The organism is Vibrio sp. FE10 (genome assembly GCF_030297155.1).
Taxonomy (GTDB): Bacteria; Pseudomonadota; Gammaproteobacteria; order Enterobacterales; family Vibrionaceae; genus Vibrio; species Vibrio apostichopi.
On record NZ_AP028067.1, the window covers coordinates 3,497,598 to 3,512,839 of the forward strand.

The window sequence follows — 15,242 nt, forward strand, 5'->3', positions numbered from 1 at the left end:
AAGGCTGAAAAACACATCGTGCTTTCAGCCTTATTTATCTTAGTGAATAGTATGCTATTTACGCGCTAAAACAATTTATCTGAGTATTAAAGCAATTGATCTGACTATTAAGCCAACCGCTCTAAGTATTAAAACAGGCTAGACATTCTGTTTAGGTCCGACTGAATCGCACCTGCTGTCACTTCACGACCAGCACCTGGGCCACGAATAACCAATGGATTATCTTTATACCATTTACTCTCAATCGCAAAGATGTTGTCGCAAGGCAGTAAGTTCGCCAATGCATGTTCTTTAGATAGCGCTTCAACGCCTACCGTTGCCTTACCATTCTTCTCTAAACGCGCTACGTAACGTAGAACCTTCTGCTGAGAATGCGCTTTTTCTAAACGCTCAGCCAACTCTTCGCTCAGCACAGAGGCCTTATCAAAGAAGTCATCCACCGACAGGTCTTGTAACTCTGCAGGTACCAATGATTCTACTTTCACGTTTTCAGGTTCAATATCTAAACCCGATTCACGCGCCAGAATCACCAGCTTACGCATCACGTCTGAGCCATCGAGGTCAGCGCGAGGATCGGGCTCAGTGAGGCCTTGCTGCCACGCTAAGTCAACCAACTCACTGAATGGCACCGTGCCATCGAACTGTTGGAACAACCAAGATAGCGTGCCCGAGAAGATACCCGATAGCGCGATGATGTCATCGCCGCTTTCACGCAGGTCACGAACCGTGTGGTTAATCGGTAAGCCAGCACCTACTGTCGCGTTGTACAACCAATGACGGCTGATCTTAGCGAAAGCATCTTGCACTTGATGGTAATACTCGCTTGATGCAGAACCTGCCACCTTGTTAGCCGAGATCAGGTGAATACCTTGTTGTGCGACTTGCAGGTATTTTGCAGCAAGCACAGGGCTTGCCGTCACATCTAAAACAACCGCTTCATCGTAGCCTTGAATTGAACCCAAACGTTCTAGCCAGTCGTTGCCGTTGTTGGCAATCGCTTCGTCATCAAAGCGTTTACCAACTGAAGTCGCATCAATACCTTGGTCGTCGAACCAATAGGTTTGGCTATCAACTACCGCAACTAATTCAAAGTTCATTCCACGACGCTTTTCAAGTTCCGCTTTTTGCTCAGCAAACAGGCTTAACCAACTTGAACCAATATTGCCCTTGCCACATAAAGCAATCGCAACACGCTTCTGCGCTTGGAAGAGTTGAGAGTGAATACCTTTCACAAGGCTTGATGTTTCACTCTTACGAATCACAGCCACTAAGCTCAAGCCTGAGTTCGCTTCTGAAATGAATTCAACCGGTGAGCTCTTCAGTTGCTGGTAAAAACCGTAGCAATGGTTCGGGTTCTTAGTCACACCCGCACCTACCGCCGCAATCAAAGAGAAACCTTCTTTGAGCTTAATCTCAGCTTCAATCGCGTGGTCTTGTAGATACTCCAGAGCGCCACCAGCGATCTCTTCTGTGTAAGCAAGACGCAAGCAGTGCTGATCCGGTTCAAGCTCGAAAGCAAGCGGCTCTAATTGAGCGCGCTTAAGCCCTTCAAGGACTTCACTCTCTAGACGATCGAAATCATGACCGTGACCAAAAGTCAGTTGCACGATAAGAACTTCATCCAAAGAGGTAATGATTTTTGCACCACGACCCGATGCCAGTACACGCTCTATCTGTGTAGAGCCCGCCTCCGGCTGATAGCTACAGCGTAAGCTTAAGTCCATAGCACTTTGAGCCACAGGCTGTAGCGTTCGGCTGTGTAGCACTGGAGCCGCTAAACGAGCTAATTCACTCGCTTCATCAAGGCGAAGCAGAGGCAGTAAGCACGCATCCGAAACCAAACGAGGATCTGCGCTGTATACACCCGCCACGTCACTCCAAATAGTCACACGTTCAACTTCAGCTAGAGCACCAATCACAGTTGCTGAGTAATCCGAACCGTTACGACCGAGCAGTACCGTTTCGCCTTCGCAGTTTTGAGCCATAAAGCCCGTAATCACCACGCGACAATGGGCATGCTGCGCTAAGGCTTCTTTAATCAGAGGGTAAGAGCGTGCGCGGTCAACTTCAGGTTGAGCACCCGCTTCTGCACGTAAAAAGGCACGCGCATCTTGAGCAACCGCTTGTAAGTCATGCTGGCACAACAACGTCGCCAACAAACGTGAAGACCAAACCTCACCATGACCAAGCACTTGCGCTTTTTGTGCTTCGCTCAAGGGAGCAGTGAGCTCACCCAAAGCGGTAAATTCTTGTTGGATGGTTGCCGTTAGTTGAGAAGCGGCTTCGCCTTCAAGTAATGCTTCAATCAGTTCAAGCTGGAACTGACGAAGGGTTTGTAGGCATTCATGAGCAATACGGCCATCTTTGTCGAGCGCTTCAACAAACTCAATCAAACGGTTGGTTGTTTTACCCGCTGCCGATACCACGACCAAGTCAGTGGCTGATGAGTATTCTCTAAGAATGTTGACCACGCGTTGATAACATTCAGGGTTCGCTAAACTGCTGCCACCAAATTTATGTAGCTGGCGAAAGGTTGCCATTATTAACCCTCCCCTTCAGCGATAAAGCCTTGTGTTCTTTCGAAGGCTTGCTTGAGATCGTCGATTAGGTCTTCTGCATCTTCAAGGCCGACAGAAAGGCGCAGTAGTTGTTGAGAAACACCCGCTTCAGCCAATGCTTCTTCACCCATCGCACGGTGAGTCATCGACGCAGGGTGACAAATCAAGCTTTCAACACCACCCAGTGATTCAGCCAAAGAAAATAGCTCTAACTTATCGACAAAATATTTAAGCGCTTCAAAAGAGCCCGCAAACTCAAAGCTCAGCATGGAACCAAAGCCCAACTGCTGTTTCTTGGCGATCTCGTGACCCGGATGTTCAGGCAGGCTTGGGTGGTAAATCGTACCCACCAGGTCTTGTTGTTGCAGAGCCGTCAGAATTTCACGTGAGCTCTCTTCGTGAACACGCATACGCGCACCTAGCGTACGAATACCACGTAGCGTCATGTAGCTATCAAATGGTGTGCCGGTCGCACCAATACAGTTGCCCCACCATGCTAACTCTTCAGCGTGCTCTTCAGTTTTGGTGACCACAACGCCACCAATAACATCCGAGTGTCCGTTGATGTATTTAGTGGTTGAGTGGATAACAAAATCAGCACCCAGCTCTAAAGGCTTTTGGAACACAGGTGTCAAAAACGTGTTGTCGACAGCAACCAGTGCACCCACTTCTTTCGCTTTGCGGCAAGTTTCTGCAATATCAACCACACGAACCAATGGGTTCGATGGTGTTTCAATTAAGATCAACTTTGGCTTAAGCGCGATCGCCGCATCCAGCGCTGCTTGATCCGATTGATCAACAAACAGAACTTTGAAGTCACCTTTGAGTGAGCGTGTGTTAAACAGACGGTAAGTGCCGCCGTAGCAGTCGTGCGGTGCAATAATAAGATCATCGCCACCTAAGAAAGCCGAAACCCATAAGTTAAGCGCCGAAGTACCGCAGTTAGTAACAACTGCGCCTTTGCCCGATTCAAGCTCGAACAGTGCCGTTTCTAATAAACCACGGTTTGGGTTACCAGAACGGGTATAATCATACTTTGGCACTTCACCAAAAGCGGGAAACCCATAGTTAGTCGAAAGATAAATAGGTGGGACAACGGCATGGTGTTGCGTGTCTGACTCGATACCAGTACGTACTGCGATGGTTGCTGGCTTCCGGCTGCTCATAGGTGCTTCCTTACAAGTTTTGCGTCTGAGAATCACAGCTGCTTGTCGGCATTTTGCGGCTGTGTTAGATATATGTTATTCACTTTACTTTCATAAACGTGAGACGTCAACACTTCTAGACGTCCATATGTCTTTGCTTATGGCAGTAAATCCCGCTAAAATCACCACTATTAATTTATTCTAACAACTAAAGTGATGAAGGTACGCAATGGCCGACTGGAATGGTGAATACATAAGCCCATATGCTGAGCATGGAAAGAAAAGCGAACAAGTAAAGAAAATTACAGTTTCTATCCCTCTAAAAGTGTTAAAGGTTCTTACTGACGAGCGCACTCGCCGCCAGATTAATAACCTACGCCATGCAACAAACAGTGAGCTACTGTGCGAAGCCTTTCTACATGCGTACACAGGCCAACCACTACCAACGGATGAAGACCTTCGTAAAGACCGTCCAGACGATATTCCGACTGAAGTGAAAAAACTGATGACAGAGATGGGTATCGAGTTCGAAGCGTTTGACGAAGAATAACAATAACTCAGTCACTGCCTTCAATATTGATTCGCGATAACTGAACCCTATTTGTAACATCAACCACTACGCCCTCTATGACTGCGCAGTGAATGATAGACATAAAAAAACCGACTCCTAATGGGTCGGTTTTTTATTATTCTTTTCGCTCAATAGAGCAGTCGCGAACAAGCTATAACAAGCTATTAAGCCATATAGTTAGCAGGCATCTCAATACGAGCAACGCCAGACTCAACCGCCGCTTCCGCTACAGCTTTTGCTACGCGAGGAAGTAGACGTGGGTCCATTGGCTTAGGAATGATGTAACCTTTACCGAACTCCAATGCAGTTTCACCCGCAGCAGCCAGTACTTCAGCCGGAACTTCTTCTTTCGCCAGTTCACGAATCGCTTTAACAGCAGCCAATTTCATTTCGTCATTGATTTCGCTCGCACGCACATCTAGCGCACCACGGAAAATGAATGGGAAACAAAGTACGTTGTTTACTTGGTTAGGGTAATCACTGCGGCCAGTACCCATAATCAGGTCAGAACGAACTTCATGAGCAAGCTCAGGCTTGATCTCTGGATCTGGGTTTGAACATGCAAACACAACAGGCTTATCAGCCATCAACGTTAGTGCTTCAGCTGGTAGCAAATTAGGACCCGATACACCCAAGAACAGGTCAGCGCCTTCGATAACATCTTCAAGCGTGCGCTTGTCAGTGTTATTTGCGAACAGCTCTTTGTATTCGTTTAGGTCATCACGACGAGTGTGGATCACACCTTTACGGTCAAGCATGTAGATCTTCTCACGCTGAGCGCCACACTTAATCAGTAGCTCCATACATGCTACAGCCGCTGCGCCAGCACCTAAACAAACGATCTTACACTCTTCCAGTTTCTTACCTTGAAGCTCAATCGCGTTCAGCATACCCGCTGCCGTTACAATCGCAGTACCGTGTTGGTCATCGTGGAATACAGGTACATCACAACGCTCAATCAGGCGACGTTCAATCTCAAAACAATCTGGTGCTTTGATGTCTTCTAGGTTAATACCACCGAATGTATCTGCGATATTCGCAACCGTATCAACGAACTCATCGATTGTGCGGTGTTTTACTTCAATATCGATAGAATCTAAACCAGCAAAACGCTTAAACAGTAGCGCTTTACCTTCCATTACAGGTTTAGAAGCAATAGGACCAAGGTTACCTAGGCCAAGAATCGCAGTACCGTTAGAGATAACAGCAACCATGTTGCCCTTACCTGTGTATTTATAGACGTTATCAACGTTCTGTGCGATCTCGCGAACAGGCTCAGCCACGCCTGGGCTGTATGCAAGTGCTAGATCTTCTGCAGAGTTTGCAGGCTTCGTCAGTGCTACGGCAATTTTGCCTGGAATTGGGAACTCATGATAATCAAGAGCTTGCTGACGGAATCGTTCTTGAGGCGATAATTCTTGAGAGGATTGGTCTTGGCGGCTGTCTTCAGACATAGGTGTAGGTTCCTAGGATATTATTATTTGGGGGATCTTGTTCATGTTAATAGATGTACTTCAAAGTTCCTAGGTGGTTAAAGCCTCTGTCTCATTAAAAAACGAGATTTCACTACTAATAAGACCAGTGAGCAGTTGAAATTACTATCGCTTGTTGAACTTTCGAGCGGATTTCTAGGGAAGAGTGATTAGGGGGAAAGTGATGGAGCCAAACTCAAATCGACAGTCTGTCGTCGACATAAGCGGAGAGCATTGCAAAAGTCAGGGTTGTCTCAAATGTCAGGCAACAAAAAAGGACACCGAAGTGTCCTTTTTCATGTCTAAATAGCGAGAATTACTTCTTGCTAGAAAGAGCACCGAAACGCTTGTTAAAGCGATCTACACGGCCGCCTGTATCTACGATACGTTGCTTACCAGTGTAGAATGGGTGACATTTGTCACATACGTCTAGGTGAATACCATCTTTACCTAGAGTAGAGTTGAATTCGAATGTGTTGCCGCAAGAACAAGTTGCTGTTACTGCTTTGTATTCTGGGTGGATTCCAGCTTTCATGGGATAACCTCAATTAGGCCGTGTCGCCATCCGATTCTAAGCCGGACACCACACGTTGTTAAAAAATAAAATAAAGACACCGCAGCATCACTAAAAAGCGATAAAGCCATACCTTTAAGGCGCAGTATAGTAATGAATCTGTGAGGTAGGATCAACTGATTTGATACATTTTTCACCAACACAGTCCTTAAACCCTCTATTAAGCGTTATTTTATGGCTCCAGTAGCATTCAAGCCTCAAGTAAGCTCTGTCATCTAAACTGCTCCTCGAATTTAACGCCCTTATCCATTAGACTGTTCGCTCTCGTCAACTCAGATAAAGCCGTCCCTTTATGCGTCCAATGATTGCCCGTGTGGCACTGCCTGTTCCACTCGACAAGCAGTTCGATTACAAGATTCCTAGCCACCTATTTCCGATTATTGGTGGTCGAGTCTCTGTGCCTTTTGGACGACAAACCTTAACCGGTATCGTGACGGCTCTGGTTAACGAATCAGAATTCGATCTCGACAAGCTCAAGCCAATTAAAGCCTTATTAGATAACCAACCCGTTTGGCCTGAATCGGTCTACTCACTCTTGGTATGGTGCAGTCAGTTCTATCAGTACCCACTGGGTGAAACCTTAGCTAACGCTCTGCCAAGCGCTTTACGAAAAGGCAAAGCGGCCGATTTCGCAACGCTTGTCGAATGGCAACTGACCCCATCAGGTAGAGATCAACTGATGCAAGGCTTTGGTCGCGCGGTCAAACAAGCCAAAGTAATGCACATGCTTGAACACGGCGCGGTTCCTCATCAAGAGTTCATCGATGAAGAGGTGGGCAGCGCGGTACTTAAGACATTGGAAGAAAAAGGCTGGATTGAGTCGGTAGAGAAAAAGCCGAAGCGTAAACCATGGCCAGTTGAACTCGAAAACGACCAAGACAAGCCTAAACTCAATGCAGAGCAAGCCATCGCGATTGCGACAGTAAATAGCCAAACCGATTTTGGGTGCTTCTTGCTAGAGGGTGTCACTGGTTCAGGTAAGACCGAGGTCTACCTAAATATGATCAAACCGATTCTCGACCAAGGCAAGCAAGCGTTAGTCTTGGTACCTGAGATTGGCCTGACTCCACAAACGATTAACCGCTTTAAGCGACGCTTTAATGTGCCTGTTGAGGTTATCCACTCTGGATTAAACGATTCTGAGCGACTCAATGCATGGCTATCAGCCCGCGATAAGATAGCTGGCATCGTGATTGGTACGCGCTCGGCTCTGTTCACGCCGTTTGCTGATTTGGGCATTATCATTGTCGATGAAGAGCACGACGCCTCTTATAAGCAGCAAGATAGCCTGCGCTACCACGCTCGTGATGTTGCCATCATGCGTGCTCATAAGGCGCAAATCCCGGTGGTTCTAGGTTCAGCCACACCGGCTTTTGAAACGCTGCACAACGCCCAGATAGGTAAATACAGCTACCTCACCCTCACCTCACGAGCAGGTGTCGCACTGCCGACCACCAATAAAGTGTTGGATGTTAAGGGTGAATATCTGGAAAGTGGTTTATCTGCATCGTTAATTGCAGAGATGCAAAGACACTTAAAAGCGGGCAACCAGGTGATGTTGTTTCTCAATCGCCGTGGTTTCTCCCCCGCATTGATGTGTCACGATTGTGGTTGGACAGCCGAATGTAAGCGCTGTGATGCTTACTACACCTATCACCAGTACAGCAATGAAATGCGCTGCCACCATTGCGGCTCGCAGCAGCATATCGTGCACAATTGCCAAGGTTGTGGTTCAGCTAACTTGGTAACGGTGGGTGTCGGCACTGAACAACTTGAAACGCAACTTGGTCAACTGTTCCCTGAATACAAAACCATTCGTATTGACCGCGATAGCACCCGCCGTAAGGGCAGCCTAGAAAGCGCATTAGAGTCGATTCGTAAGGGTGAATACCAAATACTGATCGGCACACAGATGCTTGCTAAAGGTCACCACTTCCCTGACGTGACACTTGTGGCGTTATTGGACGTTGATGCCTCTTTATATAGTAGTGACTTCCGCGCCTCTGAAAGACTGGCTCAGTTGTTCACTCAAGTTGCAGGTCGAGCAGGACGTGCCAGTAAGCCAGGTGAGGTAATCTTACAAACTCACCATCCAGAACATGGCTTGCTACAAGCACTGCTGCACAAAGACTATAACCACTTTGCCCAGACAGCTCTGGCTGAACGCAAACAAACGATGTTGCCGCCTTATACCTTCATGACTCTGTTTAGAGCAGAAGCGAACGACACACGCTTGGTGGAAGAGTTCTTGCGTCAAGTTCGTCACACATTGGAATCACATCCACTGTTTGACCAATATTGCATGGTGCTCGGCCCAACCCCTGCGCCATTGGCAAAACGAGCAGGTAAATCTCGCTGGCAGCTGATCTTGCAAACACAGACTCGTTCATTGATGCAAAAGCTATTAATGAGTGCGAAGCCGGCAATTAATATGTTACCCGCTGCGAAAAAAGTCCGTTGGTCACTCGATATTGAGCCGCAAGATCTGAGCTAAACCCACTCGGGTTAAAACTAATGATAAGTTTGTTCACAAATATTTCATATTTCTCGTGAGCAACTTCACACTAGTCATGTGATTTTTGTTAATCTAGCCGTAACTTTACACGGATGAAACGAATAAAATATTGCAATAAAAAAAGTGTTAGCAACACTTTCACAATATCTATCCGATTGTATTAATTATTCACGCCTTAGATACTTAGGCAGCAAAGGAACTTAAAAGAGGGTTTAATTTATGGCGACAATGAAGGATGTTGCCCAGCTAGCAGGCGTCTCAACCGCAACGGTATCACGTGCATTGATGAACCCTGAGAAAGTCTCAGTTTCAACTCGAAAACGAGTAGAAACAGCAGTACTTGAAGCTGGATACTCACCCAATACATTAGCTCGAAACTTACGTCGCAACGAATCAAAAACCATCATCACTATTGTTCCTGATATCTGTGACCCTTATTTCGCTGAGATCATCCGTGGTATCGAAGATGCTGCAGTAGAAAATGATTACCTAGTCCTGCTTGGCGACAGTGGTCAACAGAAGAAGCGCGAATCATCATTTGTTAACTTAGTCTTCACCAAACAAGCTGATGGCATGCTGCTGTTAGGCACCGATCATCCATTTGATGTCAGCAAGCCTGAACAAAAAAATCTACCACCTATGGTTATGGCGTGTGAATTTGCACCCGAGCTTGAATTACCAACGGTTCACATCGACAACCTGACCTCTGCATTTGAAGCCGTGAACTACCTAGCTCAATTAGGTCATAAGCGCATTGCTCAAATCTCTGGGCCAACCACTGCAACCCTGTGTAAGTTCCGCCAACAAGGTTACCAACAAGCACTGCGCCGCGCTGGAGTATCAATGAACCCAGCTTACAGCACTGTGGGCGATTTCACCTTTGAAGCTGGCGCACAAGCGGTTCGTCAATTATTAGCACTTCCAGAGCAACCAACTGCAATTTTCTGTCACAACGATGCGATGGCAATTGGTGCGATTCAAGAAGCGAAGAAGTTAGGTTTACGTGTTCCTCAAGACCTATCGATTGTTGGCTTCGATGACATCCAATTCGCTCAATACTGCGATCCACCGCTAACGACGATTTCTCAACCTCGTTACGAAATTGGACGCCAAGCGATGTTGATGATGCTCGACCTACTTAAAGGTAACGATGTTCAAGCAGGTTCACGCCTACTTGAAGCTAAACTCGTGGTTCGTGGCAGTACAGCACCACCTCGCATTTAAGCAAGATAAATACCCATACAAACCTGCGGCACATTTTGATGTGCCGCTTCCATTTCTGCACTATTATCCTCGCGCAATCTGGATTACCATGAGAGCAGAACTATCAACTATTGAATTGTCTTGTGGCTAATAGAGATTATGTAAAGCGCGGTCGTGGCACGAAAAAACCGACCAAGAAACAAGCCCCTCGCCGTAAACCTTGGCGCAGTGGTCTTTTGGCGATCCTCCTTGCCGGTGGTTTTGGTTACGGACTTTACTTATTGAGTAACGATCCTGAGCCGCCAACACCAGTGCCTGAGGTGAGCAAGCCGAAACCTAAGCCAAAACCAGCGAAAGTGATTCCACCGCCTCCAGAAGAGAAGTGGGACTACGTTGAAACGCTGCCAAGTCGTGAGATTGAAGTTAAAGCCAAAGAGCAAGAGATCTCTAAGATCCCTTACATCATGCAGTGTGGCGCTTACAAAACCGCTTCTCAGGCAGATGCGCGTAAATTGGATATTGCTTTCCAAGGTATCTCGAGTGAAATCCGTAAGAAAGACGGTAGTAGCTGGTACCGTGTGGTTCTAGGGCCATACAAGTTTAAGCGTGACGCCGAGCGCGATCGCCACAAACTACAGCGAGCAAAAATCGAACCTTGCGCTATTTGGAAAGACACCGAATAGAATTAGGTTTAGATTTTGCGATAGTCGCAGTCTTAATCTAAGCAAAAGCCGAAAACCAAACTCCGAAAGCCTCCCATTGTGGAGGTTTTCTTTTGCCTCCTCGCCCTTTAACCAAATTTCCTTACAACTTCCGTCGATAAGTTGCGCGACATCACTCGACCTTCCTTGAATTATCCGAGCACCATCCTCATATACTTTTTATACCCAAAGATAAGAAATATTAAGAGGCCCTACTCGTGACTACCATTGTATCTGTACGTCGTAATAATAAAGTCGTCATCGCGGGTGATGGACAAGTATCTCTAGGCAATACCGTAATGAAGGGCAATGCCCGTAAAGTACGTCGCCTATACAACAACAAAGTACTGGCTGGTTTTGCTGGCGGTACGGCTGATGCTTTCACGCTATTCGAAAAATTTGAAAGCAAGCTGCAAATGCACCAAGGCCACCTAACCAAAGCTGCCGTTGAGCTTGCGAAGGATTGGCGTAGCGATCGTGCTCTACGTAAATTAGAAGCACTGCTAGCAGTCGCGGATGAAACCGCTTCATTGATCATCACTGGTAACGGTGACGTAGTTCAACCAGAGAACGATCTGATTGCTATCGGTTCAGGCGGTAACTTCGCTCAAGCAGCGGCTACTGCACTATTAGAAAATACAGATTTAGATGCGCGTGAAATTGCAGAAAAGTCGCTGAACATTGCTGGCGATATCTGCGTATTCACCAACCATCACCACACTATTGAAGAACTAGAGAGCACCGTTGAGCTGCCAAAGCCAGAGTAGCGACCGCTTCCATCAATAACGTTGTATTCAACAGTGATTAAAGAATTAAGGAAAAACCATGTCTGAGATGACTCCTCGCGAAATCGTTCACGAACTCAATCGCCACATTATCGGCCAAGACAACGCTAAGCGTTCAGTTGCTATTGCACTGCGTAACCGCTGGCGCCGTATGCAGCTTGAAGAAAGCTTGCGTGTTGAAGTATCACCAAAGAACATTTTGATGATCGGCCCAACCGGTGTGGGTAAAACTGAAATTGCTCGCCGCCTAGCGAAACTGGCGAATGCGCCGTTCATCAAGGTAGAAGCGACTAAGTTCACTGAAGTGGGCTACGTAGGTAAAGAAGTAGAAACCATCATCCGTGACCTAACGGACGTTGCGATCAAGATGACGCACCAGCAAGCGATGGAAAAAGTACAATACCGCGCTGAAGAACAAGCTGAAGAACGCATTCTTGATGCCCTTCTACCACCAGCACGCGATGCTTGGGGTCAGAATGAGCAATCAACAGAAGAAACAACCTCTTCAAACACCCGCCAGATTTTCCGCAAGAAACTGCGCGAAGGTAAGCTAGACGACAAAGAGATCGAAGTTGATGTAGCGGCACCGCAAATGGGTGTTGAAATCATGTCACCTCCAGGTATGGAAGAGATGACTAACCAGCTACAAGGCATGTTCCAAAACCTCGCTGGCGACACCAAGAAAAAGCGTAAGATGAAAATCAAAGACGCATTCAAAGCACTGACTGAAGAAGAAGCTGCGAAGCTTGTGAACCAAGAAGAGCTAAAAGAGAGCGCGATCTTCAATGCTGAAAACAACGGCATCGTATTCATCGATGAGATCGACAAAATCTGTAAGCGTGGCGATAGCTCAGGCCCAGACGTATCTCGTGAAGGTGTTCAACGTGACCTGCTTCCTCTTATCGAAGGCAGCACAGTATCGACTAAGCACGGTATGGTTAAAACTGATCACATCTTGTTTATCACATCAGGTGCATTCCAAGTGGCTAAGCCATCAGACCTGATCCCTGAACTGCAAGGTCGTCTACCAATCCGTGTTGAACTTGAAGCGCTTTCTGCTCATGACTTCAAACGTATTCTTACTGAGCCAAAGGCATCACTGACAGAGCAGTACATTGCCCTGATGAAAACAGAAGATGTCGGCATTGAGTTCACTGAAGATGGCATCAACCAAATTGCTGACGCAGCATGGCGTGTGAACGAAACCACTGAAAATATCGGTGCGCGTCGTCTACACACGGTAATGGAGCGCCTAATGGATGAGATTTCATTCGACGCAACAGACCGAGCAGGCAGCAAATTAGTGATTGATGAAGCTTATGTAATATCTAAGCTTGGCGAGCTTGTAGAAGACGAAGACCTAAGTCGCTTCATCCTGTAGCACAGGAAACTCCAACTTATTGCTCTATCTCAAAGAAATAGCAGCTAATAAGCGAATTCAAGGCCCACTTTCGAGTGGGCTTTTTATTACCCGAAAAATGGGCGTATACTCAAAACACAGTATGAAACGAAGACTTACAAAGAAATAGACCTACGATGAAACAATCTCTACTGATTTGGCTTGATGCCGCACGACCAAAAACTCTACCTCTCGCACTTGTCTCTATTCTTACAGGAAGTAGTTTAGCGTTCGCCAACGACCAATTTTCTTTGTCGATAGCCCTGCTGGCATTTTTAACCGCCACGCTATTACAGATTTTATCGAATTTAGCGAATGACTATGGCGATGCGGTTAAAGGCACGGATAACGACAAACGCCTAGGCCCGATGAGAGCCATGCAATCGGGCGCTGTCACCGCACAAACCATGAAACAAGCGATCATTCTCAATATCGTATTTACGGTAATCGCAGGGTTGATTCTTATTTTTCATGCACTGAGTTCACTCGAAAACATCTTATCTTTCATTGCGTTAGGTGTTTTAGCGATTGTCGCTGCGATTGCCTATACCGTGGGTAATAAGCCTTATGGTTACATTGGCCTTGGCGACTTATCGGTGTTTATCTTCTTTGGCTTGTTAGGGGTTTCAGGTACTTACTTCTTACATACAGGTCATGTTGAGCCAAGCTTATTCCTTCCAGCGCTAGGCTGTGGACTAATGGCAGTTGCCGTTCTCAACATCAACAACATGCGTGATATTGAAAACGACAGCGAATGTGGCAAGCGCACCATGGCCGTTCGCCTAGGGCAACGTAAAGCTAAGCAGTACCATTTCGCGTTACTCGGTTTGGCACTTGCGTCTTTCGCCATCTACCTACTGATTCAAGAAAAACCGGTCTGGATTAGCCTGCCGTTTTTACTCAGCATTATTATTGTGTACAAGCATGGCAAGGCCGTTTGGGAAACCGAAAAACCGGCTCAGATTGCACCAATGATGCCCGTTATTGTGAAATGTTCACTGGTGACTAATCTACTGTTTGCAGGGGTTGTCGTAGCTCAAACTCTATTGAGTTAATTAAGACTAATCATTGCAAAGGGATCAAGCACCGATATACTCAAAGTAAGCTCATTGTTCAAAAGGTATGCTAATGGAATACAACACTTCAGCACTGTGCGACATATATTTGGATCAAGTTGATGTCGTGGAGCCAATGTTCAGTAATTTCGGTGGACGAGCGTCATTCGCCGGACAGATCTCGACGATAAAATGTTTTGAAGACAACGCATTAATTCGGTCTGTATTAGAACAAGATGGTCTGGGGCGGGTGTTGTTGATCGATGGTGGCGGCTCACTGAGAAAAGCGCTGATCGATGCTGAAATAGCCCTGCTTGCCGAAGACAATGAGTGGGAAGGTATTGTGGTTTACGGCTGCGTACGCGAAGTCGATGAGCTCGAAGACATGAACCTTGGTATTCAGGCTTTGGCCTCTATTCCCGTTGGTGCGAGCCAAGAAGGTGTTGGCGAATTAGACGTACCGGTCAACTTTGGCAGCGTAACTTTCTTGCCGGAAGATTACCTCTACGCAGACAACACGGGCATCATTCTTTCTGCTGAGCCTTTGGATGTTGAACTTGATTTGGATGTTGAAGAAGAAGAGCCAGAGTAACGATTCGAACGAATCACACCCAAGCTAACATTCGCAAACCAACACTTTGTAAATTAGTACGTTGCAACTTAGCACTGTGAAAATTAGAACAACAAACAAAAACGCCCGCTACTCAGTAGCGGGCGTTTTTTTTAAATCTGAAGAGTTGATTACTCTACGTCATCCATTTTACCTAGAAGGTTACGGATGCGATCTTGCCATGCAGAGTGCTCTTCCTGCATTTGCTGAGTTTTTTGCTCTAGGTCGTGACGGCTTGCTTTTAGCTCACCAGCTTCTGTTGCTAGTGCTTCTTTCTCTTCTTTAAGCTCTTCCACTTCCATTTGAAGAAGTGCAATTGTATCTACTGCTGTTTGAATTTTTGCTTCTAGCTGCTCTAGTACTTCAAAAGACATTCTGGCCTACCTTTAAGTTATCCGTTTGATGGTGAAGGTCTACTCCACTTATTTCCCCATTCTACTCAGCAGAGCAAGGATAAACACTCTATATATTCGATATTTTGCGCCATTCGATGAAAAAAACAGCGCTTTTTACCGAATATTGACGTGAATTATTACTACCACGTCAACAGACTGATTATTTTGATGAATATTACCTGTTTTCACCTGCAAATTGATCGAGAGCAATCCCCAAAAAACAAAAAGGCAAACGTTTCCTTTGGGATATGGTAAAATT

General features: G+C 46.3%; 13 protein-coding genes. 8 read left to right on the forward strand and 5 right to left on the reverse strand.

Annotation, left to right across the window (positions count from 1 at the left end; genetic code table 11):
- Positions 1 to 128: 128 nt before the first annotated feature.
- Together QUF19_RS15725 and QUF19_RS15730 are read right to left on the reverse strand one after the other, a co-directional pair.
- Positions 129 to 2,540: a bifunctional aspartate kinase/homoserine dehydrogenase II gene (locus QUF19_RS15725; RefSeq protein ID WP_102311510.1), complete on the reverse strand. Its 2,412-nt coding sequence runs from the start codon at positions 2,538 to 2,540 to the stop codon at positions 129 to 131.
- A gap of 2 nt (positions 2,541 to 2,542) precedes the next feature.
- Positions 2,543 to 3,724, reverse strand: a complete 1,182-nt coding sequence (locus QUF19_RS15730; RefSeq protein ID WP_102306776.1) for an O-succinylhomoserine (thiol)-lyase — start codon at positions 3,722 to 3,724, stop codon at positions 2,543 to 2,545.
- Positions 3,725 to 3,932: 208 nt separating this feature from the next.
- On the opposite strand from QUF19_RS15730, the gene metJ reads away from it, so the two are divergent.
- On the forward strand, positions 3,933 to 4,253 hold the full coding sequence (gene metJ / locus QUF19_RS15735; protein ID WP_004729686.1) for a met regulon transcriptional regulator MetJ: 321 nt from the start codon (positions 3,933 to 3,935) through the stop codon (positions 4,251 to 4,253).
- A gap of 185 nt (positions 4,254 to 4,438) precedes the next feature.
- Here the strand turns inward: metJ and QUF19_RS15740 are convergent, their stop codons facing one another.
- Positions 4,439 to 5,728 (reverse strand): malic enzyme-like NAD(P)-binding protein, encoded by a 1,290-nt coding sequence (locus tag QUF19_RS15740; protein ID WP_102438466.1) that lies wholly within the window; start codon positions 5,726 to 5,728, stop codon positions 4,439 to 4,441.
- A gap of 334 nt (positions 5,729 to 6,062) precedes the next feature.
- Positions 6,063 to 6,281, reverse strand: coding sequence for a 50S ribosomal protein L31 (gene rpmE, locus QUF19_RS15745; RefSeq protein ID WP_017055855.1), 219 nt, complete (start codon positions 6,279 to 6,281; stop codon positions 6,063 to 6,065).
- Positions 6,282 to 6,612: 331 nt separating this feature from the next.
- Here rpmE and priA point away from each other — a divergent pair, with 331 nt between their 5' ends.
- The 7 genes from priA to rraA all read left to right on the forward strand — a co-directional run bounded on the left by priA (position 6,613) and on the right by rraA (position 14,570).
- A complete protein-coding gene (gene priA / locus QUF19_RS15750) occupies positions 6,613 to 8,814 on the forward strand; it encodes a primosomal protein N' (protein WP_102327197.1) in 2,202 nt (733 codons plus the stop codon).
- 240 nt (positions 8,815 to 9,054) lie between these two features.
- Entirely contained in the window at positions 9,055 to 10,059 is a 1,005-nt protein-coding gene (gene cytR, locus QUF19_RS15755; RefSeq protein WP_017104632.1) for a DNA-binding transcriptional regulator CytR, read from the forward strand.
- Positions 10,060 to 10,181: 122 nt separating this feature from the next.
- On the forward strand, positions 10,182 to 10,721 hold the full coding sequence (locus QUF19_RS15760; RefSeq protein WP_065104139.1) for an SPOR domain-containing protein: 540 nt from the start codon (positions 10,182 to 10,184) through the stop codon (positions 10,719 to 10,721).
- Between the two features lie 236 nt (positions 10,722 to 10,957).
- Positions 10,958 to 11,506, forward strand: a complete 549-nt coding sequence (gene hslV, locus QUF19_RS15765; protein WP_004729692.1) for an ATP-dependent protease subunit HslV — start codon at positions 10,958 to 10,960, stop codon at positions 11,504 to 11,506.
- A 58-nt stretch (positions 11,507 to 11,564) separates the two neighbouring features.
- Complete coding sequence (gene hslU / locus QUF19_RS15770) at positions 11,565 to 12,905, forward strand: ATP-dependent protease ATPase subunit HslU (protein ID WP_017104629.1); 1,341 nt, start codon at positions 11,565 to 11,567, stop codon at positions 12,903 to 12,905.
- Positions 12,906 to 13,060: 155 nt separating this feature from the next.
- Positions 13,061 to 13,978 (forward strand): 1,4-dihydroxy-2-naphthoate polyprenyltransferase, encoded by a 918-nt coding sequence (locus QUF19_RS15775; RefSeq protein ID WP_286294894.1) that lies wholly within the window; start codon positions 13,061 to 13,063, stop codon positions 13,976 to 13,978.
- A 73-nt stretch (positions 13,979 to 14,051) separates the two neighbouring features.
- Entirely contained in the window at positions 14,052 to 14,570 is a 519-nt protein-coding gene (gene rraA, locus QUF19_RS15780) for a ribonuclease E activity regulator RraA (RefSeq protein WP_017108581.1), read from the forward strand.
- Positions 14,571 to 14,719: 149 nt separating this feature from the next.
- Here the strand turns inward: rraA and zapB are convergent, their stop codons facing one another.
- A complete protein-coding gene (zapB, locus tag QUF19_RS15785; RefSeq protein WP_017104626.1) occupies positions 14,720 to 14,962 on the reverse strand; it encodes a cell division protein ZapB in 243 nt (80 codons plus the stop codon).
- Positions 14,963 to 15,242 lie beyond the last annotated feature (280 nt).